We start from the raw sequence: 24,105 nt of genomic DNA, 5'->3' as shown, positions 1-24,105 counted from the left end.
TCCGGAATGAGGCCGGCCCGCATGACTCCCCGAACCCTGATCCGTACCGCATCGCTGCTTTCGCTCAGCCTGGCACTGGCGGCGTGTGTCACCTCGGCGCCACCGGTGAAAGCACCGGTGGATACCACCACGCCGGCCCAGCGCATGGCGGCGGTGAACACCGCTGCTGGCATCGATGACAAGGAAGTGGCGGTACAGCCGCTGCGTGATGCCGAAATCGAAGACCTGCGCATGACCGCCCAGGCCACGCGCCAGGCCAATGACCTGGCTGCCGCGGCGGAAGCGTTGAACCAGGCGCTGCTGATCTCCGAAGGCGATCCGTCGATCCTGCAGGAACGTGCTGAAATCGCCCTGCTGCAGGGCGACTGGGCACGCGCCGAAACATTGTCGCGCAAGGCGGTGGAGCTGGGCTCCAAGACCGGCCCGCTGTGCCGTCGCCATTGGGCCACCATCGAGCAGGCCCGCCTGGCGCGCGGCGAGAAGGAAAACGCGGTATCGGCGCATGCACAGCTGGAAGGCTGCACCGTGCCGGGAATCAAGCGGTATTGACGTAGTGCCGGCCGCTGGCCGGCGCTACAGGCACCTTCATGTCCCAACTCGCCCATGCCAGCCGCGACGCCCTCAGCGAGGGCGGTGCGCTCGCCAGCCAACTCGATGCGTTCGTACCGCGTCCGGCGCAGCTGCGCCTGACCGCGGCGATCGCCGAAGCCTTCGATCAGCGCGACGTGCTGCTGGCCGAGGCCGGCACCGGCACCGGCAAGACCTATGCCTACCTGGTGCCGGCACTGCTGTCGGGGCTGAAGACCATCATCTCCACCGGTACCCGCGCGCTGCAGGATCAGCTGTACCACCGCGATCTGCCGCGGGTACGCGCTGCGCTCGGCGTCGGCCACAGCAGCGCGTTGCTGAAGGGACGCGCCAACTATCTATGCCGCTACCGGCTGCAGCAGGCCCGCGGCGAACCACGGCTCCATGCAGGAGTGCCCACCTCGCCCGAACAGGTTGCCCAGTTCCAGCGCATCCTGGCCTGGTCGGGGCGCACGAAGTTCGGCGACATGGCCGAACTGGACGCGCTGCCCGAGGATTCGCCGCTGTACCCGATGGTGACCTCCACCGTCGACAACTGCCTGGGCAGCGAATGCCCGTTCTGGGATGACTGCTTCGTGGTGCAGGCGCGGCAACGCGCCCAGGCGGCCGACGTGGTGGTGGTCAACCACCATCTGCTGCTCGCCGACCTGGCGCTGAAGCAGGAAGGCTTCGGTGAAATCCTGCCCGGCGCGCAGGCCTTCGTCATCGACGAAGCGCACCAGCTGCCGGAACTGGCCGCGAACTTCTTCGGCGAGAGCTTCGGCATGCGCCCGTGGCAGGAGCTGGCCCGCGACTGCCTGGCCGAAAGCCGCAGCGTGGCCGGCGCGCAGGCCACGCTGCAGGCATCGGCGGCGACGCTGGAAGAGGTGCTGCGTGATCTGCGCACGGCGATGGACGGGCTGCCACCGCGCGGCACCCAGTGGCGTGCGCTGGCGGTACCGCAGGTGCGCGACGGATTCGACGCGGCGATGAGCGCGCTGGTGCTGCTGCGCGATGCGCTGGGTGGCGTGCGTGAGGCCTCGCCGGGACTGGATGCCTGCCACGCGCGCGCACTGGAAGCAGTCTCGCGGCTGTCGCGCTGGCTCGGCGAAGACGCGCCGATGCTGGATTTCGACGTGGACCCGGAACAGGCCCCGGCGCCGGCCGAAGTGCTCTGGTATGAACTGACCCCGCGCGGTTTCCGCTGCCAGCGCACCCCGATGGACGTGTCCGGGCCGTTGCGCGAGCATCGGGAGCGCTCGATGGCGGCCTGGGTGTTCACTTCGGCGACGCTGACCGTGGACGGCGGCTTTGAACACATCGCGCAGCGGCTGGGGCTGGATGATCCGGTCAGCCTGCTGCAGCCCAGCCCGTTCGACTGGAGCCGCCAAGCCCTGTGCTACCTGCCCACCGATCTGCCGGACCCGGCCGCGCGTGGTTTCGGCACCGCGCTGATCCGTGCGTTGACCCCGGTGCTGCAGGCCTCGGCCGGGCGCGCGTTCCTGCTGTTCGCCTCGCACCGCGCGCTGCGTGAGGCGGCCGAAGCCCTGCGCGATGCGCCGTGGCCGCTGTTCGTACAGGGCGAAGCGCCGCGCGCGACATTGCTGCAACGCTTCCGCGAGTCGGGCAACGGCGTGCTGCTCGGTTCGGCCAGCTTCCGCGAAGGCGTGGACGTGGTCGGCGATGCGCTCAGCGTGGTGGTGATCGACAAGCTGCCCTTCGCCGCGCCCGATGACCCGGTGTTCGAGGCGCGCCTGGATGCGATCCGGCGTGACGGCGGCAATCCCTTCCGCGATGAGCAGCTGCCGCAGGCGGTGATCGCGCTCAAGCAGGGGGTGGGCCGGTTGATCCGCAGCGAGACCGATCGCGGCGTGCTGGTGCTGTGCGACCCGCGCCTGCTCAGCCGTGGCTACGGGCGGATTTTCCTGGATTCGCTGCCGCCGTTCCGGCGCACCCGCTCGCTGGAGGATGTGCGTGCCTTCTTTGCGCCACAATGGCCTGTGGCTGGTGGTGCCGCCCCGGCCGCTGCCGAGGTGTCGCCCCCGGCACCGGCACCGCCTGCACCGCCTGTCGCTCCCGATGACTTCCCCACTTCCCTGTTCTGACCGCCATGAAACTGCTCGCCTTTGAAACCGCCACCGAAGCCTGCTCCGTCGCCCTGTACGTGGATGGGCAGGTGCATGAGCGTTTCGAGATCGCCCCGCGTCGGCATGCTGAGTTGAGCCTGCCGTGGGCCGAGGCGCTGCTGGCCGAGGCCGGGTTGGCCCGTTCGCAGCTCGATGCCATTGCGCTGGGCCGGGGGCCGGGCGCGTTCACCGGCGTGCGCCTGGCCATCGCCATTGCGCAGGGCATCGCGCTGGCCTTGGACCGCCCGCTGATTCCGGTGTCCACGCTGCAGGTCCTGGCGCTGCGTGCGCCGGCCCATGCCGATCACGTGCTGAGCAGCATCGATGCGCGGATGGGGGAGGTCTACGTCGCCCGCCAGGTGCGGGTGGACGGGCACTGGCAACTGCAGGGCGAGGAAACGGTCTGTGCGCCCGACGCGGTGGTGCTGCCTGAAGGCACGCGCTGGTTCGGCGTGGGCACCGGCTTCGGCGCTGCCGACGGGGCGCTGGCCACGCGGCTGGCCGCCCAGCTGGAGGGCGTGGACGCACTGGCGCTGCCGCGCGCGTCGGACCTGTTGACGCTGGCGGTGCCGGCATTCGAGCGCGGCGACGTGATGGCCCCGGAGCGGGTGGAGCCGGCCTATCTGCGCAACAACGTGGCCTTGACCCTGGTGGAACAGCAGGCGGCGCGGGCGGCCAAGCTGGCGTCCTAGGAAGGCCTCAGCCACGCGTGGCGTGGCTCTACCCGGGTGAACGCCTGGCGTTGGCCGACATCGCCAAGGTAGAGCCACGCCATGCGTGGCTGCGCCTTGAGCGCGATGCGCAACCGCATCAGCGATCGTCGCGCAACTCACCGCCGGGCAGGAATGCCCAGGTGCGGGTGACCTGCAGGATCTCCACACCATCATCGGTCTTGGGCAGCGGCGGGAACGGTTGCGCCAGGCGCACCACCCGCAACGCGGCTTCATCCAGCAACGGGGTGCCGCTGCTGCGCAGGATGCGGGCGCTTTCCACGCTGCCGTCGCGACGCACGCCGACCGTGATCACCACCTGGCCGCCCAGCCGGCGCTGACGGGCTTCGTCGGGATAGTTGAGGTTGCCAACCCGCTCGGCACGGTCCACCCATGCGCGCAGGTAGTTGGCGTAGGCGTACTCGCGGGTGCTGGCCGAGACGAACTTGCGGTTCGGGCGCTTGGCGTACTGCGCCGAGCGCAGGTGCACTTCGGCGGCCAGCCGCGCCATCTCGGCATCGCGCTGCTCGCGCGCGTTCATCGGCGCGTCCGGCTGCGGGTGGTCGGGCAGGGGCTGCGCTTGTGCGCTGGCCACCTGCTCGGTGCTGTTGCGGCTGGCCACCACACGCGCCTGCGGCGGCGGTGGGCGGGCCGCATCCTGGCGCTGCTGCGGCACCGGCGACAGCCCGGCCTGCGGCTGCGGCACGATGCCGGCCTGGTTGTCGCGCGGGCGTTGCGCCTTGTCGTGCTCACCACCGCCCTGCTGGTTGGCCTGGGCCAGGAAGTCGGCCTGTTTGGCGGTCAGCGGGGTCTGGGTCTGGCTGAAGATCACATCCAGGGTCGGGACCAGCGCGGCCTTGTCGCTGACCGCAAAGCCCACGCCCAGGATCAGCAGCGCATGCACCAGCAGCGACAGCGCCAGGGTTGCGCCCAGGCGCTGCGACTCGCGCCCCTGCAAGGGCAGCAGCGGCTCGACCGTCGCACTCATTGCGGCAGACCGGCCTCGATCGCGTCGAACAGGGTGCCGGCGATGTTCAGGCCGTACTGCGCATCCAGCTCGCGCACGCAGGTGGGGCTGGTCACGTTGACCTCGGTGAGGTAATCGCCGATCACGTCCAGGCCGACGAAACGCATGCCGCGGCGCTTCATTTCCGGCCCGACCTGGGCGGCGATCCAGCGGTCGCGCTCGCTCAGCGGGCGGCCTTCGCCGCGACCACCGGCGGCCAGGTTGCCGCGGAACTCATCGCCCTGCGGAATCCGCGCCAGGCAGTAGTCCACCGGTTCGCCATCGACCAGCAGGATGCGCTTGTCGCCGGCGGTGATGTCCGGGATGAACTTCTGCGCCAGGGCCAGCGTGCGCTCGCCGTTGGTCAGGGTTTCCAGGATCACATTCAGGTTCGGGTCGCCGGTGCCGCTGCGGAAGATCGAGCGTCCGCCCATGCCATCCAGCGGCTTGAGCACGGCCTGGCCGTGTTCGAGCACGAAGGCCTTCAGGTCGGCGTTGCGGCGGCTGACCAGGGTTGGCGGGCAGCACTGCGGGAACAGCAGCGCGGCCAGCTTCTCATTGAAATCGCGCAGCCCCTGCGGGTCGTTGACCACCAGGGCGCCGGCCTGCTGGGCCACGCTGAGCACATGGGTGTCGTAGATGAATTCGGCATCCACCGGCGGGTCCTTGCGCATCAGCACCACCTGGCCGGGGCCGAACACGGTCTGGCTGAATTCGCCCAGGGTGAACCAGCTGTCCTTGTCTTCGCGCACCTGCAGCGGCGCGGTGCGGGCCACCGCCTGGCCGTCGCGCAGGGCCAGCCCACCGGGGCTGACGTAGTGCAGGGCGTGGCCGCGGCGCTGGGCTTCCAGCAGCATCGCGAAGGTGGTGTCCTTGGCAATCTTGATGTGGGCGATGGGGTCCATCACCACGATGACATTCAACGGCATGGTCGCAACCTGGCGGGCAGGCCGACGATGGTAGCGGCAATGGCCGTCCGTTGCCTGCCGGGGGCGGCGCAACGCAGTGTCCGGCCGGCGCCGGGAGGGGGGCGGTTTGCGCAAAACTCGCCGATCCGGCCGCAGCGGACCCGGCTGCGGCTTGGCTGGCGCGGCCGTGCTTGAAGCGCGCGCCGGTATTGGGATATAGATACGCTTTCGCAGCGGCGCCGGACCAAAGCAGAAGCGTCGCGCGCTCGGGGAAAGGTAATGACTGAAAACATGGCTGCGGGTGGGGAACTCGCAGGGCTCAGAGTCATGGTCATCGACGATTCGAAGACCATTCGCAGGACCGCCGAAACACTGCTCAAGCGCGAAGGCTGCGAGGTGGTGACCGCGACCGATGGTTTCGAGGCGTTGGCCAAGATTGCCGACCAACAGCCGCAGATCATCTTCGTGGACATCATGATGCCGCGTCTGGATGGGTACCAGACGTGCGCGCTGATCAAGGGCAACCAGCTCTTCAAGTCCACGCCGGTGATCATGCTGTCCTCCAAGGACGGCCTGTTCGACAAGGCGCGCGGGCGCATCGTCGGCTCGGAGCAGTACCTGACCAAGCCTTTCACGCGTGAAGAACTGCTGGGTGCCATCCGCACATACGTCAACGCCTGACCAGGGGGAAAGGCACAATGGCTCGAATCGTTCTGATCGAGGATTCACCGACCGACCGTGCGGTGTTCACGCAGTGGTTGACCAAGGCCGGGCACGAGGTTCTGGAAGCAGACAACGCCGAGGACGGGCTGCAGCTGGTGCGCGAGCAATCACCGCAGCTGGTCCTGATGGACGTGGTGCTGCCGGGCATGAGTGGCTTCCAGGCCACCCGTGCAATGGCGCGTGACGCGGCGATCAAGCACATCCCGGTGGTCATCGTCAGCACCAAGGCGATGGAAACCGACAAGGCATGGGGGCTGCGCCAGGGGGCGGCAGACTACATCGTCAAGCCACCGCGCGAGGAGGAACTGATCGCGCGGATCAACCAACTGGTGGTCTGATGCGTTCTCCTTTCGACATCCTCGAGGCCTACGAACGGCGCAGCCTGGCGCATGCCGTGCAGCTGCCGGAACGTCAGTTCGCGCAGGATCTGTGGCGTGGCGTGGGTTACCGCGTCGGCAAGCGCCACCTGGTCTCGGATTTCCGCGAAGTGGTGGAAATCGTGCCGATGCCGCCGATCACCCCGGTGCCCGGCGCGCAGCCGTGGCTGCTGGGCGTGGGCAACCTGCGTGGCAACCTGTTCCCGGTGGTGGACCTGAAGTACTTCATGGAAGGCGAGCGCACCGTGCAGCAGGAGGGCCAGCGCGTGCTGATCATGCGCCAGGCCGGCGGCGACGTGGCGCTGACCATCGATGAACTGTTCGGCCAGCGCAGCTTCGAGCAGGACCAGGACATCGTCGCCGGCGACCTGGCCAGCGGGCGCTACGGCCACTTCGTCGACCGTGCTTTCCACGGCGACGGCCACGACTGGGGCGTGTTCTCACTGTCGTTGCTGTCACGTACCCCCGAATTCAGGCAGGCCGCGGCCTGATCGCTGCTGCCTGTCTCACCGTATTGAAGATCGAGGTTGAGCGATGAGTACTGCTTCGGATACCGCCAAGGCCGGCAAGCTCGGGTCGGTGGGAACCAATTTCTGGCTGGGCCTGCTGGCCCTGTCGATGATCGTGTTCGGCGTCAACACCGGCGTGGCCACCTGGCAGGGCAGTCGCCTGGCCGGCGCCAGCACCGGTGCGGCCGATCTGCAGGTGCTGTCACAGCAGCTGGCCAACCAGGGCCGTGAAGCGGTCTCGGGCAACGCCCAGGCGTTCACCGCGTTCAAGGACACCAAGACCCGCATCGAAGCCACCGTGAGCAGCCTGCAGGGCCGCTACGGCAAGGAAGCGAACGTGTCCGGCCCGCTCGACCAGCTCAGCCAGACCTGGGAACCGCTCGGCAAGAGCGCCGCCCAGCTGGTGGCCAGCGAACCGGCCGTACTGGCCCTGGCCGGCAACGCCAACAACTTCGTCAACGGCGTGCCGGCACTGCAGGCACAGCTCAACGAAGTGGTGCGCGCGATGTCCGCCGGTGGCGCGCCTGCCTCGCAGGTGTACAACGCACTGCAGCAGGTGGTGGTGGTGGGCTCGATGGCCCGCCGCGTGACTGAAATGCGCGCGGGCGGTGCCAATGCCGCCGCCGCCGGTGATGCACTGGCGCGCGATTCGGTGGTGTTCTCCCAGGTGCTCGATGCGTTGCGCAACGGCAACGAAGAACTGGGCATCACCCCGGTCCGCAACGCCGGGGCACTGGCCGCGCTGGAGCAGTCGCAGAAGCAGTGGGAGACCATGAAGAAGGACGCCGACGCGATCCTGGCCAGTTCGCGCCAGCTGTTCTCGGCACAGTCCTCGGCTGCGGCGCTGACCGCCGGCTCGAACAAGATGCTGGACGACAGCAAGAAGCTGTTCGAAGCGTTCTCCTCGTTCGGCTCGGTGCGCGACACCCGCCTGTTCCCGAACTTCTGGCTGGGCGTGATTTCCGGCGCGCTGTCGCTGGTGGCCATCATCGGCTTCGTCAGCAGCACCGTGCGCAGCCGGTCGCGTGAACAGGATCTGCGCTACCAGACCCAGGTGGAATTCAACTCCCGCAACCAGCAGGCGATCATGCGGCTGCTGGATGAAATCAGTTCGCTGGGTGAAGGCGACCTGACGGTGAAGGCTTCGGTGACCGAAGACATGACCGGCGCGATCGCCGACGCCATCAACTACGCCGTGGACGAGCTGCGCCACCTGGTGACCACCATCAACGACACCTCGGCCAAGGTCGCGCTGTCCACCCAGGAAACCCAGGCGACGGCCATGCAGCTGGCCGAAGCGGCCGGCCACCAGGCCAACCAGATCACCTCGGCCTCGGACCGCATCGGCGAAATCGCCTCGAGCATCGAGCAGGTCTCGCGCAACTCGGCCGAATCGGCCGACGTGGCACAGCGCTCGGTGGTGATCGCCGCCGAAGGTGCCGGCGTGGTCCGCGAGACCATCCAGGGCATGGACCAGATCCGCGACCAGATCCAGGAAACCTCCAAGCGCATCAAGCGGCTGGGTGAGTCCTCGCAGGAAATCGGCTCGATCGTGGAACTGATCAATGACATTTCCGAGCAGACCAACATCCTGGCGCTGAATGCGGCGGTGCAGGCGGCCTCGGCCGGTGAAGCCGGTCGCGGTTTCGCCGTGGTGGCCGATGAAGTGCAGCGCCTGGCAGAACGTACGTCCGGTGCAACCCGACGGATCGAAGGCCTGGTCCAGGCCATTCAGGCCGATACCAACGAAGCGGTCAGCTCGATGGAGCAGACCACCGCCGAAGTGGTGTCCGGTGCACGCCTAGCCGAAGACGCCGGTACCGCACTGACCGAGATCGAGCGCGTCTCCAACGCACTCAACAACCTCATCAAGAACATCTCGATCGCCGCCCAGCAGCAGTCCTCGGCCGCCTCGGACATCACCCGCACCATGGGCGTGATCCGGCAGATTACCGGCCAGACCTCGCAGGGCGCGGGACAGACCGCCGAGTCGATCGGTCATTTGGCACAGCTGGCGGCCGACCTGCGCCGCTCGGTTGCCGACTTCAAGCTGCCGGCGTGAGCCGCGGGCAGGGCGGAGAGGGAAGGAATCAGCAGATGATGCATCGCGAGAAATCACAGCACGACATGCGCGCCCACCTGCCGGGAGTCCCGGCATGAGCACGCTGCGCGATGCCATGAGCCACGCCGCCCTGGGCTGGGTCAAGCCGGAGCTGGACGAGACCCTGCGCCAGGTGCGCAACGAGGTCGAGTACTACGTGGAAGACCCGGCCGACGGCGGCCGCATGCGCTTCTGCGCCGGCTACCTGCACCAGGTGCAGGGCACCCTGCGCATGGTCGAGCTGTATGCGCCGGCGATGGTCGCCGAGGAAATGGAGCAGCTGGCCAACGCCATCGGCGCCGGTGAAGTGCCCGACCGCGACGAAGCGTGCGCCACTCTGATGCGCGGCAGCGTGCTGCTGCCCGACTACCTGGAGCGCCTGCAGAACGGTCACCGCGATATCCCGATCGTGCTGCTGCCGCTGCTCAACGACATCCGTTCGGCACGCGCCGCACCGGGCATCAATGAAAGCGTGCTGTTCGCCTTCGCCCCGGACAGCGTCAGCGCCACCGAGGCCGAGCTCGACCATGCGCGCGGCAGCCTCAGTGGCCGCAACCGCGAACTGCTCGACACGGTCGGCAACGCGGTCAAGGAAGAACTGCTGCGCATCAAGGATGCGCTCGACCTGCACCTGCGCACCGGCGGTGAGTCGACCCAGCTGCAGACCCAGGTCAACGAACTGGGTGCGGTGGCCGATACCCTGGGCATGATGGGCCTGGGCGTGGCTCGCGGCGTGGTCGTGCAGCAGCGCGATGCGCTGCGCAGCGTGGTCAACGGCGAACAGCTGATCGACGAAAGCCTGCTGTTGGATATCGCCGGGGCACTGCTGTACGTGGATGCCTCGCTGGACGACCAGGTCGCCCATCTGGGCGCCGGTGGCAGTGGCGAAGACGACCCCAGCGCGATGGAAAACCGCCGCACCGTGGAAGTGCTGGCGCATGAAGCCATCGCCAACTTCGCCGCCGCGCGCGAGCACTTCGTCGCCTTCATCGAAACCAACTGGAACCACCAGCAGCTGCAGGAAGTGCCGCGGCTGCTCGGCGAGGTCGCCGGCGCGTTGCGCATGCTCGACCTGGCCACCCCGGCGGACTATCTGCAAGGTGTGCGCCAGTACATCGCGGTCGAGCTGATCGGCCGCCAGCGCGTGCCCAGTGGCCGCCAGCTGGACACCCTGGCCGATGCCATGGCCAGCCTGGAGTACTACCTCGAAGCGCTGCGCGAGCGCCGCCCGGGTCGCGAGGAAATCCTCGACATCACCCGCAGCAGCCTGGAAACCCTGCGCTACTGGCCATTGCCCGACGAACATGCGGCGCAGGCCGATGTCAGTGCCGAAGCGCTGCCGGTGGCACCGGAACCGATCGAGCTGGCCCCGTGGGAAGCGCCGGCGGCCGAGCCGGTGCACACCGCCGTGACCCCGAGCGCACCGCCTCCGGGCAGCGTGCCGCCGTCGTTGCCGGATTTCACCTTCGAGCCGTTGCCGTCGTCCATGGCCGTCGACGCACCGGCCGCAGCACCGCCTGCGCTGGTGTTCGATGCTTCCACCGCCGCGGTTTCCGCCGACGCGCCGCAGTGGACCCTGTCCACCGCCGCCGAACGTGATGACGCGCTGCCGAGCTTCGCCCACTTCGATCCGGTGATCGCCGAGGACAGCGCCGCCAACCGGTGGGAGGTGCAGCTGCCGGTGGCGATGGATATCGCATCGGCGGACGCCGATGCCTTGGAGACGTCTGATGCGGAGCCGCCGGTTGAGGCCACTTCCGCGTTCGATGGCCCGCTGCTGACCGGCGGTGGCTTCGACCCCGTCGCCGCCGAACATGACGCGCTGGACATCAGCGACGAGCCGATCGAATTCAGCTTCGACGATACCCTGCACAACGCCGATGACGTGTTGTCGCTGAGCATCGAAGATGCCCCGGAGTCGGCACCTGATGCGGCCGAACCGGCGCTGGACGTGCAGAGCCTGCCGACGTTCCTGCAGGAGCAGGTCAGCGATGCCGCGGCGCAGACCGATCCGCCGGTTGAGACCGTTGAAGCCGTTGAAGCCGTTGAAGCATCGGTGTCGTTCGAGGACATCGAAGAGATCGTCGCCACTGACGTGGCCGAGCCGATCGATGCGCCCGACGCTGAGACGGCACCTGTGGCTGCCGCTTTGGCCGGCGCCGGTGGCGTGCACGCCGCGGTGATCAGCAAGATCGAACTGGATGATGAATCGGCGCGCTTCCTGGCCGAGCTCGACGTCGCGGCCGCGCAGTTCAGCACGACGCCGAACGCAGCGCCCGCCGTTGCCGATCCGGCCCCCGTCGTTGCCGATGCCGACAGCATCGCGGCCGGCTTCGAAGACGATGGCGAGAACATCGACCAGGACATTCGCGAAGTCTTCATCGAAGAGTTCGACGAGGAACTGGTCAACCTCGGCAACCTGTTGCCGGTCTGGCGCGCCGCGCCGGACAACCTGGACCGCCTGCGTCCGATCCGGCGCGTGTTCCACACCCTCAAGGGCAGTGGCCGGCTGGTGGGCGCACGTACCCTGGGCGAGTTCAGCTGGAAGATCGAGGGCATGCTCAACCGCGTGCTCGATGGCACCCGTCCGGCCACGCCGGCCGTGGTGGCCATGGTCAGCCAGGCCTACGACGTGCTGCCGCAGCTCAATGCGGCACTGCGCGATGGCGGCCGGGTCACCGCCGACCTGCAGGCCATGCAGGCCATCGCCGATCGCGTTGCCGCCGGTGAGGAAACCTTCCACGTGCCGCTGCAGCGCGCTGCGCCGGCCGTGATCGAAGCGCCCGCCGCGCTCGAGACGATCGAACCGGTGGCCGAACCGGCCCCGCAGGCAGTCGAGATTGCCGGTACCCCGGCCAACATCGACGAAGTGCTGCGCGAGATCCTGGAGGCCGAAGTAGATACCCACCAGGCCACGCTGCAGGCCTGGTTGCGTGAGGCCAGCGTGGCCCCGCTGCCGGTCACCGACGGCCTGCTGCGCGCGGTGCACACCATGAACGGTGCGTTCGCGATGACCGACGTGCCGGAAATCACCGCCGTCACCGGCGGCGCGGAAAGCTTCATCAAGCGTTCGCTGGCCGCCGATGCCATGCCGGATGCCGAGGGCGTGGAGGCGCTGTCGGCCACGGCTGCGGCGATCAGCGCGACCATGCTCGCGCTGCAGGCGCCGTCGCCTTTGATTCCGGCCCACGCCGAACTGGCGGCACGCCTGCAGGCCCTGGCGGACACCCTGCCGGAAGCCCGTTGGCCGGCGCTGGCGATGGACGACGAGCTGGCGCTGGATGCCGACGACGTTGAGCTGCTCGACGCCGTGCAGGAGGCGCCCGCGCCATCGCTGGATGCGGCTGCCGACGATGGTCTGCTTGTGCAGGACGTCAATGCGGATGCGGATGCCGATGCCGATGCAGAGCTGACGGCGCAGACCGACGAAAGCGGCTACGCCGTGCTCGATGAGCGCGCCGATGGCGAACTGCAGCAGGCCGTGGTCGACGCCGATGCCTTGTCGATCGTCGAACCCGCGCAGGACCTTCTGTCGACCCCGATCGACCCGGTGGACGAGGCGGCGCTGTCGGTCACCGAACTCACTGGCGGCGCTGACCTGTCGGCCTACTTCAACGAAGGCCTGGTCGGCATCGATACGCCGGCAGCAGACCGTGTGGTGCAGGACGCGGACGTCACCGACGTCACCGATGAGGTGGCCGAAGGGGGCCTGGAAGCCATCGAACTGACCGGTGCTGAAGACCTGTCGCGCTACTTCGGCGACGCCTTCGTGGCGCCGGTCGAAGCCGAAACGGCTGCCACGGACGAAACGCCTGATGACATCCTGGACGCCGACGCCGACGCCGACGCCGACGCCGACGCCGAAGACGAAGACGACGCCGAAGACGAACGCAGCCAGGACGAACGCGATGCACTGGACGAGGCACTGCCGCCGGTGCCCGCGTTCGGCGAACTGGTCGACGCGCAGCAGGCACTCGACGACGGGCTGACCGTGGTCGATGCACCGGACGCACCGCTGGACGGTGGTGTGATCGGGTTGGCCGCCAATGACGATGCACAGGTCGAGGCCGACGCGTTCGCCGAGGCCGATGCAGAGGAAAGCTCGGACACCCCCGCACCGGCCCCGTTCTTCGAACTGGAAGATGCACCGGTCGTCGCGGCCACATTGGTGGGCGCTGCCGTCGTGGCCGATGCCACTCTCCACGCGCCGCTGTCGGCGGCCGTCGAGGACGACGTGGACCCTGCCGAAGCCGATGCAGCCGTCGAAGACGAGAGCGACGCCGCCGATGGGCTGGACTTCAGCGTGCTCGACCAGGAACTGGTCGACATCTTCGTGGAGGAAGGCAAGGACCTGCTTGACCATTGCGATGGCCTGATCAGCGAACTGCGTGCCGCGCCGAACGACCGCGACGTGATCGCCGGCCTGCAGCGTGACCTGCACACCCTCAAGGGTGGCGCACGCATGGCCGGGATCAACCCGATCGGCGACCTCGGCCACGGCATCGAATCGCTGCTGGAGGCGGTTGCCGCCAACCGTACCGACATCGACCGCAGCGACGTACACCTGCTGGAGCGCGGCTTCGACCGCCTGCACCAGATGCTGACCCGCACCGGCCGCCACCGCAGCGTGGAGATGCCGGAGGACCTGATCCAGGCGTTCGAACAGCGCACTCTGGGCCGCGTCGAGGTACCTGCCGCAGCCAGCGCCGCGGTCGTGGCCGACGACGCTGCCCCGGTGGTGATCGATACCGCCGTGGCCGCCGCGCCGCTGTCCGATCCGGTGCCGCTGGATGTGGCCGGCGACGACGACAGCCTGGCCCGGCCGCAGCAGGAACAGGTGCGCGTGCGCGCCGACCTGCTCGACCGCCTGGTCAACCATGCCGGTGAAGTGGCGATCTACCGCTCGCGACTGGAACAGCAGCTCGGTGCCTTCCGCGGTGCGATGGGCGAACTGGACCGCACCAACGCGCGTCTGCGCGACCAGCTGCGCCGCCTCGACCTGGAAACCGAGGCGCAGATCGTCGCCCGCTACCAGCGCGAACAGGACCAGGCCGACCACAAGTTCGATCCGCTGGAACTGGATCGCTTCTCCACGCTGCAGCAGTTGAGCCGCGCGCTGAACGAATCGGCGGCCGACTTGAGCGGCCTGCAGGGTGTGCTCGACGACCTGTCGCGTCAGTACGACGTACTGCTGCAACAGCAGTCGCGGGTGAGCTCGGAACTGCAGGATGGCCTGATGCGCGCGCGCATGGTGCCCTTCGACGGTCTGGTGCCGCGCCTGCGCCGCGTGGTGCGCCAGGCGGGCCAGGACACCGGCAAGCAGGTGCACGTGACCTTGGAAGGGACCCACGGCGAACTGGATCGCAACGTGCTCGACCGCATGGTCGCGCCGTTGGAACACATGCTGCGCAACTCGGTCGCACATGGTCTGGAAACCCCGGAACAGCGTCGCGCCGCCGGCAAGCCCGAAGAGGGCGAGATCGCCATCCGGCTGCGTCGCGAAGGCTCGGAAATCGTGCTGGAAGTGGCCGATGACGGTGCCGGGTTGGACCGCGAGGCGATCCGTCGCCGCGCCGAACAACGCGGCCTGATCGCCGCCGGGGCCGAAGTGGACGAGGCCGAACTGGACGCGATGATCTTCGCCTCCGGCTTCAGCACGGCCGACCAGGTCAGCCAGTTGGCCGGCCGTGGGGTGGGCATGGACGTGGTCTACAACGAAGTGCGCCAGCTCGGCGGCTCGGTGGACATCCACTCGGTGCGTGGCCAGGGCGTAACCTTCACCCTGCGCCTGCCGCAGACGCTGGCGGTCACCCAGGCGGTGTTCGTGCAGATCGGCGACACCACCTATGCCGTGCCAGTGGCCTCGGTCAGCGGTATCGGCCGGATCTCGCGCGAGCGCTTTGAAGCAGCCAACGGCGGCTACCACTACGGCGGCGAAGAGTTCGCGCTGCATGACCTGGGTACCCTGGTCGGACAGGCCCAGGCCCGTGCCGAAGGCCAGGCCCAGGTGCCGCTGCTGCTGGTCCGCGCCGGCGACCTGCGCGCCGCCGTGGCCATCGACCAGGTGCTGGGCAACCGCGAAATCGTGGTCAAGCCGGTCGGCCTGCAGATTGCCTCGGTGCCGGGTATCTACGGCGCCACCATCACCGGCGATGGCCGCGTGGTGGTGATTCTGGACGTGGCCCCGCTGGTGCGCCGCTTCCAGGCCAACCCGCACAAGCCGATCGCCGTGGCCACCCAGGTCAGCGACCGTCAGGTGCCGCTGGTGATGGTGGTCGACGATTCGCTGACCATGCGCAAGGTCACCGGGCGCATCCTGGAACGCCACAACTTCGAAGTCAGCGTCGCCCGCGATGGTATCGAAGCGCTGGAGCGACTGGACGAGCGCGTGCCCGACCTGATGCTGCTGGATATTGAAATGCCGCGCATGGACGGCTACGAGCTGGCCACCGTGATGCGTGCCGACCCCCGCTACCAGGGCGTGCCGATCGTGATGATCACCTCGCGCAGCGGCGACAAGCACCGTCAGCGCGCCTTCGAGATTGGTGTCCAGCGTTACCTGGGCAAGCCGTACCAGGAACTGGATCTGATGCGAAACGTGTACGACCTGTTGGGGATTGCCCGTGTCCGTGAATGAGTTGCCTTCCCTGTTGTCGGTCGCGCTGCTGGCGCGGGTCGGCCCGGCCCGTGACCGCCTGCGCGAAGCGCTCGGCCACGCCGGTGCCCGCGTGGTGCTGGAGGACGATCCCAACACGCTGGAACTGCAGGTGCTGCGTGATGCCGCCCCCGGCGCGGTGCTGATCGCGCTGGAGCCGGCCATCGAAGACGCGCTGGAGCGGTTGGAGCCGGTACTCGGTTCGCCCGCGCTGACGCTGATCTTCGATGAGGCCGAACTGGCCGCACGGCGCGAAGGCTGGGAGGCGCAGCGCTGGTCGCGGCATCTGGCCGCCAAGCTGCACGGCCACCAGGATGTGCTGCCACCGGGCTCGGAGCAGGATGGACTGCTGCAGCCCGAACCCGGCCTGCCGGTCACCCCGGCCGAACTGCATGCCGATGCGCCGCTGGAGTTCCATGTCCGCGAGGCCTTCGATGCCGCGCCGGACGTGCCGGCCGATGGCCTGTACCCGGCCGTGGACGGTTACAGCGAGCCGATTTCGCTGGAAGAGGCGCTGGCCGCGATGCAGTCCGATGCGCCGCCTGCCGCACCAGCCGATGTGCCGCCGGTACCCGCGGTGACGGCGGCCCATGTGGCCCATCCGGTAATGCCGCTGGGCGATCACAGCAGCTGGTCGCTGGTGGACGATGACAGCGCGGTGGCGCCGGTGGCGAACGCCCCGGCTGCCGCCGCGGCCGAACTCTCGGCATTCGATCTCGAACGCCTGTCGCTGGTCGAACTGGAACCCGAGCACGCGCCCGACGATGCCGCGCCGGGCGCGGTGCTGGTGCTGGCCGGGATCGGCGGGCCCGATGCGCTGCGCCGGCTGCTGGCCGCGCTGCCGGCCGGGCTGGGGGCGCCGGTGCTGGTGCATATGCGCCTGGACGGTGGCCGCTACGGCAACCTGGTCAAGCAGATGGCGCGGGTGTCGGCACTGCCGGTGCTGCTGGCCGAAGTCGAACAACCGGTGCTGGCGGGCAATGCCTATATCCTGCCCGACGATGTCGGGGTCAGCGTGCGCAATCGCGGGCTGTACTTCAGTGTCGCCGCGCAGGGTATCGAGGTCGGCGCACTGCCGCCGGCGCACAGCGCGGTGGTGATGCTCAGCGGTGCCGATCCGGCCCAGGTCGATGACGTACTCGCGCTGGCGGTGTCCGGCGCATGGGTCGCCGGCCAGGTGGGTGAAGGCTGCTACGACCCGGCCGCTGCCAGTGCCGTGGTTGCCGCCGGCATGGCCGCGGGCGAACCGCCGCAGCTGGCCCAGTCCATCGCCGAACGCTGGGGCGTGAGCGAGTAATCGCCGCGCCGGAGCCCACAAGGAATCACGCCATGAGTTACGCCAGCAACGACGAAATCCGCGGGGTATTGATCCAGGCCGGGCACGAACGCGTGCTGCTGCCCAATGCCACCGTGGCCGAAATGATGTCCAAGGTCGCCGTGCAGACCGTCCCCGATGCGCCGGCCTGGCTGGTCGGGCAGATCGCCTGGCACGGCTGGGACGTACCGCTGCTGTCGTTCGCGCGCCTGTCCGGGCTGGGCGATGAGCCGGTACATGGCAACAACAAGGTGGTGGTGCTCAAGGCGTTGGGCGGCAATGCCAAGCGCCCGTACTTCGCGCTGCTGACCCAGAACTTCCCGCAGTTGATCGCGGTCCCGCGCGACGGCCTGCTGGCCGATGCGTCCGAGGAAATGCTGCCGCAGGGCGTGCACATGCGCGTGCTGCTGGGCGAGCAGAGCGCCCTGCTGCCGGACCTGGATGCGCTGGAAGCCGCGCTGGACGAGGCCTATCCAGTAGCGGGGTGACGCATCTGCGCGGCTGGCGCCGCGATAGCCACGCATGGCGTGGCTGCTCCTTGCTTGCACACACGTCAGCCCAGGTCGCCCAACCGCGCCTGCAACGCGGCAATGGCGGCCAGCCCGGCCGTTTCCGTGCGCAGCACGCGCGGCCCCAACTGCAGGCCCTGGAACCCGGCGGCGGCCAACGCCTGGCGGTCGCGCGGTGACCAGCCACCTTCCGGTCCGATGGCGATCACCACGCCCCCCGGGGCTGCCTGCAGCGTGGAGAGGCGGTGCTCGCCGAGCGGATCCAGGGTCAGCTTGAGCGCATCGCCGGGCATGCGCTGGGCCGCGTCCAGCAACGTCTGCGGCGCCGCCACGTTCGGTACCCGCGCCCGCCCGGACTGACCACAGGCCGACACCACCACGCTGTGCCAATGGGCCAGCCGCTTCTCGGCGCGCGCCGCATCCAGCTTCACCTCGGTGCGTTCGGCGTTGACCGGGACGATGGCGTTGACCCCCAGCTCGGTGGCCTTCTGCAGAATCAGGTCCATCTTCTCGCCGCGGGCAATGCCCTGCAGCAGGGTGATGTGCAGCGGCGACTCGTTGTGCAGCGCCGTCACCGCATCGATGCGCACCTGCGCATCGCGCTTCCCCACCACGACCAGCGTGGCGCTGTAGTCGTGGCCGTCGCCGTTGAACAGCACGCAGCCGTCGCCTTCGCGCAGGCGCATCACCCGCACCAGGTGGTTGGCCGCTTCTTCCGGCAGGGACAGGGTCTGGCCACCGGCCAGGGCGTGTTCAATGTGGCAACGGGTCACGCGCATGCAGTGGCTTCCTCGATCGCGGCCAGGGTGGTCTGGGCCAGCAGGTCCAGGTGTTCGTCTTCCACGCAGTACGGCGGCATCCAGTACAGCACGTTGCCCAACGGGCGCAGCACCACCCCGCGTTTGAGCGCAGCGGTGTAGGCACGCAGGCCAACCTTGGCCTCGGCCGGGAAGGGCATGCGTTTGTCGCCGTTGCGGGTCAGCTCGAACGCCACCACCATCCCGGCCTGGCGCACGTCGGCCATGTGTGGGTGGTCGGCGAACGGTGCGGCCAGGGTGCGCATCACCTCGGCGGTGCTGCGGTTGCGCGCGATCACGTCCTCGCCGGCGAAGATGTCCAGCGTCGCCAGTGCCGCCGCGCAGGCCAGCGGGTTGCCGGTGTAGCTGTGCGAATGCAGGAAGGCGCGTTCGCGCGAATCGTCCAGGAAGGCGTCGTAAAGCGTTTGCGTGGCCAGCACCGCCGACAGCGGCAGGAAGCCGCCGGTCAGGCCCTTGGACAGGCACAGCAGGTCGGGCATCACCCCGGCCTGTTCACAGGCGAACAGGGTGCCGGTACGGCCGAACCCGGTGGCGATCTCATCGGCGATCAGGAACGCGCCGTTGGCATCGCACAGTTCGCGTGCGCGCTGCAGGTACACCGGGTCGTGCATGCGCATGCCGCCGGCGCACTGCAGGCGCGGCTCCAGGATCACCGCGCAGATCTCGCCGGGGTGCTGGTCGAACAGCGTGGCCAGCGCGTCGGCGGCCACATGCGCGCGCTGGGCGGCGCTCTGGCCCGGCTCGGCCAGGTAGGCATCCGGCGAGGGCGCGAACAGTGCCTCGGTCAGCAGCGGCGCGTAGACGCGGCGGTACAGCGGAATGTCGCCCACCGACAGCGCGCCCAGGGTCTCGCCGTGGTAGCCGTTTTCCAGCGCCACGAAGCGGGTGCGATGGTGCTCGCCGCGGTTGCGGAAGTAGTGGAAGGCCATCTTCAGCGCGACCTCCACCCCGGCCGACCCGTTGTCGGCATAGAACACCTTGGACAGCGGATCGCGCCCGGCCTGGCGCGGCGCGATCGCCAGCAGCCGCTCGGCAAGGGTCACCGCGGGTTCGTGGCTGAACCCGGCCAGCATCACCTGCTCCAGCTGCGTGGCCTGGCGGGCAATGGCCGCACCGATGCGCGGTTCGGCATGGCCGAACAGGTTGGTCCACCAACTGCTCACCGCATCCAGGTAGCGTTTGCCGTCGTGATCGATCAGCCACGGGCCTTCGCCACGGGCAATCGGCACCAGCGGCAGGGTGTCAGGGTGCTCGCGCATCTGCGTGCACGGGTGCCAGAGCACGGCCAGGTCGCGTTGCCGCCACCGGTCGGCCAGCGTGAGGGGGGCTGGGTCTGCTAGCATTTCGGGCTCATGAAGACGTTTTCACCTGCACCCATTCTAGAGATGCTCGCATGAGCCGTCGCCTGCCCATCATCCACCGCATCACGGACGAGCAGAGCGGACCGTTCCAGCGCCAGCATCTGGACCTGGAATTCTCCAACGGCGAACGCCGCCGCTTCGAGCGCCTGATCAGCCATGGCCACGGCGCTGTGGTGGTGGTGCCGATGCTGGACGAGGAGACCGTGCTGCTCGTGCGTGAATACGCCGCCGGGGTACACCGCTACGAGCTGGGGCTGGTCAAGGGCCGGATCGATGCCGGCGAAACCCCGGTGCAGGCCGCCGACCGCGAGCTCAAGGAAGAAGCCGGTTACGGCGCGCGCCGGCTGGACGTGCTGCGTGCCATGACCCTGGCGCCCACCTATATGAGCCACCAGTCGTGGCTGGTGGTGGCCCGTGACCTGTATCCGGAGCGGCTGGCCGGTGACGAGCCCGAAGAGCTGGAAGTGGTGCCGTGGAAGCTGGCCGAACTGGACCAGCTGATGCTGCGCGAGGATTTCTCCGAAGGACGATCGCTGGCGGCGTTGTTCATTGCCCGCCAGTGGCTGGAACGCAAGGCATGATCAAACTCACCACCGATCTGCGCGAAACCGTGATCGCCATCGCCCAGGACGCCGCGACCGCCATCATGGGGGTGTACGCGACGCCGTTCGATGTCGAGATCAAGTCCGATCGCAGCCCCGTGACCGCCGCCGATCTGGCCGCCAACCAGGTGATCGAACGCGGCCTGGCCCAGCTCACCCCGGACCTGCCGATCCTGTCCGAGGAATCGGCGCAGGTGCCGTGGGAGGTCCGCCAGCATTGGGGCGCCTACTGGCTGGTGGACCCGCTGGACGGCACCCGCGAGTTCGTCAAACGCAATGACGAATTCAGCGTCAACATCGCGCTGATCTACCAGGGCGCACCCGCGTTCGGGGTGGTGCTGGCCCCGGTCACCGGCGTGGCCTGGCACGCCATGCGCGGCGAGCTGGCGTACCGCCGCGATGGCATGCGCGACTCGGTGCTGCGTACCCGCACCCCGGCCACCGCGCCGTTGAAGGTGGCGGCCAGCCGCTCGCACCGCAGCGAGCAGACCCAGGCGCTGCTGGCGCGGATGGGCGATATCGAGGTGGTCGCGCAGGGCTCGTCGCTGAAATTCTGCCGGCTGGCCGAGGGCACCCTCGACGTCTACCCGCGGCTGGGGCCGACCTCCGAATGGGACACGGCCGCCGGCCAGTGCGTGCTGCATGCCGCTGGCGGCGCGGTGCTGTCGACGAGTACCGGCAAACCGTTCCGCTACAACCGCCGCGAGACGCTGTTGAACGGCGACTTCATGGCGCTGGGCGATACCCGCCTGCCGTGGCGCGAGTGGTTGCCCGCCTGATCCGTTTTCAAGGAGTGCTGGATGTCCGCTACCGCTGAACTGGAACGCCTGCTGGGCATCATGGCGCGGCTGCGCGATCCGCAGCAGGGCTGTCCATGGGACCTGCAGCAGAACTTCGCCAGCATCGCCCCGTACACCATCGAGGAGGCCTACGAGGTGGCCGACGCGATCGATCGCGGCGACCTCGATGACCTGAAGGATGAACTCGGCGACCTGCTGCTGCAGGTGGTGTTCCATGCGCAGATGGCACACGAGCAGGGCGCCTTTGCCTTTGCCGAGGTGGCGGCGACGATCAGCGACAAGCTGCAGCGGCGGCACCCGCATGTGTTCGCGCAGGTGCAGGTCGACGGTGCCGAAGAGGTCAACCTCAACTGGGAAGCGATCAAACGCGCCGAGCGCGCCGCCAGGGGCCACACCGACACCTCGGCGCTGGCCGGCATTTCGCGCGGGCTGCCCGAATGGCAGCGTGCGGTGAAACTGCAGGCACGGGCGGCGCGGGTCGGGTTCGACTGGCCGGGCCCGGCGCCGGTGATGGACAAGGTGCGTGAAGAGCTCGACGAGGTCGCCGCCGAATTCGCCGCGGGGCCAGTCGAAGACAACCACGCGCGGCTGCAGGAGGAACTGGGCGACCTGCTGTTCGTCTGCGCCAACCTGGCCCGCCACGCCAAGGTCGATGTCGGCGCGGCGCTGCGCCAGGCCAACCACAAGTTCGAACGCCGCTTCCGCGCGATGGAGGCCCAGGCCGAGGCCGCCGGGCAGTCGATGGCCGCGCTCGACCTGGACGCCCAGGAAGCGTTGTGGCAACAGGCCAAGGCCGACAAAGCCGCCCCATGAAAACCCTCCTGTTGTTCATGCTCACCGCGGTGGCCGAGATCGTCGGCTGCTACCTGCCGTGGCTGTGGCTGCGCAAGGCGGGCAGCGTCTGGCTGCTGCTGCCGGCCGCCGCCAGCCTGGCACTGTTCGCCTGGCTGCTGACCCTGCACCCGGCTGCCAGTGGCCGTGTGTACGCCGCCTACGGGGGCGTCTACATCGGCACCGCGCTGATGTGGCTGTGGTGGGTGGACGGCATCCGTCCCAGCCGCTGGGACCTGCTCGGCGTGGGCCTGTGCCTGGCCGGCATGGCGGTGATCATGTTCGGCCCGCGCAGCGCCTAGGCCCCCGCGCTATGCTGGGCCCGTCGGGTTCCGCAGGGCGCGCCATGTCCCGCTTCGCCAGCTTCCGCGAGTTCTATCCGTTCTACCTGGGCGAGCACCGCCATCGGGTCTCGCGACGCCTGCATTTCATCGGCAGCTGCGGTGTGCTGCTGTTTGCCGCCACCGCGCTGGTCCGCGCCGAGCCGCACTGGCTGTTCGGTGCCCTGGTCTGCGGCTACGGGTTGGCCTGGGTCGGCCATTTCTTCTTCGAAAAGAACCGCCCGGCCACCTTCCGGCATCCGTTCTATTCCTTCGCCGGTGACTGGGTGATGTTCTGGGACATCCTGCGCGGCCGGATCCCGCTGTGACGGCGGACGGGCCCACCCCGGTGCCTGCCCATATACTCGAGGTCAACACAGGAAAAGGAGTGTCCAATGTTTCCAACCATGCTGTTCTCGCTGATTCTGGCTTTCGTGGCCGTGGTCATCCTGTTCAAGGCCGTGCGCATGGTGCCGCAGGGGTATGAATGGACGGTGGAGCGCTTCGGCCGCTACACCCACACCATGACGCCCGGCCTGCATTTCCTGATCCCCATCGTGTACGGGGTCGGGCGCAAGGTGAACATGATGGAACAGGTGCTGGACGTGCCCGGCCAGGAAGTGATCACCAAGGACAACGCGGCCGTGCGCGTGGACGGGGTGGTGTTCTTCCAGGTGCTCGATGCCTCCAAGGCGGCCTACGAGGTGGCCGTGCTGGAGGTGGCGATGATCGCGCTGGTGCAGACCAACATCCGCACCGTGATCGGTTCGATGGACCTGGACGAGTCGCTCAGCCAGCGCGAGGTGATCAACGCCAAGCTGCTCAGCGTGGTCGACCATGCCACCAACCCGTGGGGGGTGAAGGTCAACCGCATCGAGATCCGCGACATCCAGCCACCACGCGACCTGCTCGATGCCATGGCACGGCAGATGAAGGCCGAGCGCGAGAAGCGTGCGCAGATCCTGGAAGCGGAAGGCTCGCGCCAGTCCGAGATCCTGCGTGCCGAAGGCGAGAAACAGGCGGCGGTGCTCGAGGCCGAGGGCCGCAAGGAGGCCGCATTCCGCGATGCCGAGGCGCGCGAGCGCTCGGCCGAAGCCGAAGCCAATGCGACCCGGATGGTGTCCGAGGCGATCGCCCAGGGCGACGTGCAGGCGATCAACTACTTCATCGCGCAGAAGTATGTGGAGGCGTTCAAGGAACTGGCGACCTCGCCGAACCAGAAGCTGGTGCTGATGCCGATGGAAGCCAGTGGCGTGATCGGTTCGATTGCCGGTGTCGCCGAACTGGCCAGGGAGGCGTTCGCCAAGCAGGAAGAGAAGAAGGCCGCGCGCGCGACGCCGCCGCGGATCGGAGGCTGAGATGCGCTGGGAGGTCGTAGGCTGGGGTGCGCTGGCACTGGTCCTGTTCGCGGCCGAGGCGCTGGCGCCCGGTGCCTTCATGTTGTGGATCGGCATCGGTGCCGCCGCCGTGTTCGTGCTGGTGGCCGTGTTCGCCGACATCCCGCTGCTGTGGCAGGTGGTGGCGTTCGTGCTGCTGTCGGTGGTGTCCATCCAGTGCTACCGGCACTGGGGCCGCACCCATGCACGGCAGAGCGACGCGCCGCTGCTGAACCGGCGGGCCGAGCAGCTGGTCGGGCGGGTGGTGCTGCTGGACCAGGCGATCGTCGCCGGGCAGGGCAGGGCCAGGATCGACGATGCGTTCTGGGTGGTCAGCGGCCCGGATCTGGACGCCGGCAGCGCGGTGCGCGTGGTCGCGGTGGACGGGATGACGTTGAAGGTGCAGCCGGTCTGAGCGACGGTCTGATGCAACGCCGCAGGCGTTGCGTTGTGTCAGACCTATAATGGGGGTCTTGCCTTCATTCCCCCGG

The 24,105-nt window shown here is 68.5% G+C and carries 21 protein-coding genes; 17 read left to right on the top strand and 4 right to left on the bottom strand.

Annotation, left to right across the window (positions count from 1 at the left end):
* The first annotated feature begins 21 nt into the window (after window positions 1-21).
* Genes AC3IPM_RS14685 through tsaB form a run of 3 tightly spaced genes read left to right on the top strand, consistent with a single transcriptional unit; the run spans window position 22 to window position 3,385 of the window.
* Entirely contained in the window at window positions 22-549 is a 528-nt protein-coding gene (locus AC3IPM_RS14685; RefSeq protein ID WP_489300721.1) for a hypothetical protein, read from the top strand.
* A gap of 38 nt (window positions 550-587) precedes the next feature.
* Window positions 588-2,672: a DNA repair helicase YoaA gene (gene yoaA / locus AC3IPM_RS14680; protein WP_489300720.1), complete on the top strand. Its 2,085-nt coding sequence runs from the start codon at window positions 588-590 to the stop codon at window positions 2,670-2,672.
* A 5-nt stretch (window positions 2,673-2,677) separates the two neighbouring features.
* Window positions 2,678-3,385, top strand: coding sequence for a tRNA (adenosine(37)-N6)-threonylcarbamoyltransferase complex dimerization subunit type 1 TsaB (gene tsaB / locus AC3IPM_RS14675; RefSeq protein WP_489300719.1), 708 nt, complete (start codon window positions 2,678-2,680; stop codon window positions 3,383-3,385).
* A 118-nt stretch (window positions 3,386-3,503) separates the two neighbouring features.
* Here tsaB and AC3IPM_RS14670 read toward each other — a convergent pair whose 3' ends face one another.
* Window positions 3,504-4,391 carry an energy transducer TonB family protein gene (locus AC3IPM_RS14670; RefSeq protein ID WP_489300718.1) on the bottom strand — a complete coding sequence of 296 codons (888 nt, stop codon included), beginning with the start codon at window positions 4,389-4,391 and terminating at the stop codon, window positions 3,504-3,506.
* Window positions 4,388-5,338: a glutathione synthase gene (gene gshB, locus AC3IPM_RS14665; RefSeq protein ID WP_489300717.1), complete on the bottom strand. Its 951-nt coding sequence runs from the start codon at window positions 5,336-5,338 to the stop codon at window positions 4,388-4,390. The genes AC3IPM_RS14670 and gshB overlap by 4 nt, the downstream gene beginning before the upstream one ends.
* 258 nt (window positions 5,339-5,596) lie before the next feature.
* Here gshB and pilG point away from each other — a divergent pair, with 258 nt between their 5' ends.
* From pilG to AC3IPM_RS14630, 7 genes are all read left to right on the top strand, one after another.
* The gene (gene pilG, locus AC3IPM_RS14660) at window positions 5,597-5,998 is read left to right on the top strand and encodes a twitching motility response regulator PilG (RefSeq protein WP_017356958.1); all 402 of its coding nucleotides are present in this window, start codon (window positions 5,597-5,599) and stop codon (window positions 5,996-5,998) included.
* Between the two features lie 17 nt (window positions 5,999-6,015).
* The gene (locus AC3IPM_RS14655) at window positions 6,016-6,378 is read left to right on the top strand and encodes a response regulator transcription factor (protein ID WP_489300716.1); all 363 of its coding nucleotides are present in this window, start codon (window positions 6,016-6,018) and stop codon (window positions 6,376-6,378) included.
* Window positions 6,378-6,908 carry a chemotaxis protein CheW gene (locus AC3IPM_RS14650; protein WP_489300715.1) on the top strand — a complete coding sequence of 177 codons (531 nt, stop codon included), beginning with the start codon at window positions 6,378-6,380 and terminating at the stop codon, window positions 6,906-6,908. Before AC3IPM_RS14655 ends, AC3IPM_RS14650 begins: the two co-directional genes overlap by 1 nt.
* Window positions 6,909-6,951: 43 nt before the next feature.
* Window positions 6,952-8,988, top strand: a complete 2,037-nt coding sequence (locus tag AC3IPM_RS14645; RefSeq protein ID WP_489300714.1) for a methyl-accepting chemotaxis protein — start codon at window positions 6,952-6,954, stop codon at window positions 8,986-8,988.
* 94 nt (window positions 8,989-9,082) lie between these two features.
* Complete coding sequence (locus tag AC3IPM_RS14640) at window positions 9,083-15,664, top strand: Hpt domain-containing protein (protein ID WP_489300713.1); 6,582 nt, start codon at window positions 9,083-9,085, stop codon at window positions 15,662-15,664.
* Window positions 15,651-16,979, top strand: a complete 1,329-nt coding sequence (locus tag AC3IPM_RS14635) for a chemotaxis protein CheB (protein WP_489300712.1) — start codon at window positions 15,651-15,653, stop codon at window positions 16,977-16,979. Before AC3IPM_RS14640 ends, AC3IPM_RS14635 begins: the two co-directional genes overlap by 14 nt.
* Before the next feature lie 32 nt (window positions 16,980-17,011).
* On the top strand, window positions 17,012-17,485 hold the full coding sequence (locus tag AC3IPM_RS14630) for a chemotaxis protein CheW (RefSeq protein ID WP_489300711.1): 474 nt from the start codon (window positions 17,012-17,014) through the stop codon (window positions 17,483-17,485).
* A gap of 65 nt (window positions 17,486-17,550) precedes the next feature.
* Here the strand turns inward: AC3IPM_RS14630 and AC3IPM_RS14625 are convergent, their stop codons facing one another.
* Both AC3IPM_RS14625 and bioA read right to left on the bottom strand, forming a co-directional pair.
* Window positions 17,551-18,285 (bottom strand): 16S rRNA (uracil(1498)-N(3))-methyltransferase, encoded by a 735-nt coding sequence (locus tag AC3IPM_RS14625; RefSeq protein WP_489300710.1) that lies wholly within the window; start codon window positions 18,283-18,285, stop codon window positions 17,551-17,553.
* Complete coding sequence (gene bioA, locus AC3IPM_RS14620; RefSeq protein WP_489300708.1) at window positions 18,276-19,667, bottom strand: adenosylmethionine--8-amino-7-oxononanoate transaminase; 1,392 nt, start codon at window positions 19,665-19,667, stop codon at window positions 18,276-18,278. Before bioA ends, AC3IPM_RS14625 begins: the two co-directional genes overlap by 10 nt.
* A 50-nt stretch (window positions 19,668-19,717) precedes the next feature.
* On the opposite strand from bioA, the gene nudE reads away from it, so the two are divergent.
* The 7 genes from nudE (at window position 19,718) to AC3IPM_RS14585 (ending at window position 24,029) form a co-directional block, all read left to right on the top strand.
* On the top strand, window positions 19,718-20,266 hold the full coding sequence (gene nudE / locus AC3IPM_RS14615; RefSeq protein WP_489300707.1) for an ADP compounds hydrolase NudE: 549 nt from the start codon (window positions 19,718-19,720) through the stop codon (window positions 20,264-20,266).
* Entirely contained in the window at window positions 20,263-21,066 is an 804-nt protein-coding gene (gene cysQ, locus AC3IPM_RS14610) for a 3'(2'),5'-bisphosphate nucleotidase CysQ (RefSeq protein WP_489300706.1), read from the top strand. The genes nudE and cysQ overlap by 4 nt, the downstream gene beginning before the upstream one ends.
* A gap of 21 nt (window positions 21,067-21,087) precedes the next feature.
* Window positions 21,088-21,900: a nucleoside triphosphate pyrophosphohydrolase gene (gene mazG / locus AC3IPM_RS14605; protein ID WP_489300704.1), complete on the top strand. Its 813-nt coding sequence runs from the start codon at window positions 21,088-21,090 to the stop codon at window positions 21,898-21,900.
* The gene (locus tag AC3IPM_RS14600; protein ID WP_489300703.1) at window positions 21,897-22,220 is read left to right on the top strand and encodes a YnfA family protein; all 324 of its coding nucleotides are present in this window, start codon (window positions 21,897-21,899) and stop codon (window positions 22,218-22,220) included. The genes mazG and AC3IPM_RS14600 overlap by 4 nt, the downstream gene beginning before the upstream one ends.
* A gap of 44 nt (window positions 22,221-22,264) precedes the next feature.
* A complete protein-coding gene (locus AC3IPM_RS14595) occupies window positions 22,265-22,567 on the top strand; it encodes an Mpo1-like protein (protein WP_489300702.1) in 303 nt (100 codons plus the stop codon).
* A gap of 66 nt (window positions 22,568-22,633) precedes the next feature.
* Window positions 22,634-23,596: an SPFH domain-containing protein gene (locus tag AC3IPM_RS14590; protein WP_489300701.1), complete on the top strand. Its 963-nt coding sequence runs from the start codon at window positions 22,634-22,636 to the stop codon at window positions 23,594-23,596.
* Between the two features lies 1 nt (window position 23,597).
* Window positions 23,598-24,029: an NfeD family protein gene (locus AC3IPM_RS14585; protein WP_489300700.1), complete on the top strand. Its 432-nt coding sequence runs from the start codon at window positions 23,598-23,600 to the stop codon at window positions 24,027-24,029.
* Window positions 24,030-24,105: the final 76 nt, after the last annotated feature.

The sequence above is a fragment of the Stenotrophomonas sp. GL_111 genome, assembly GCF_057835245.1.
Note: the sequence above shows the minus strand (reverse complement) of the source record. Positions and strands in the feature narration are given on the sequence as shown.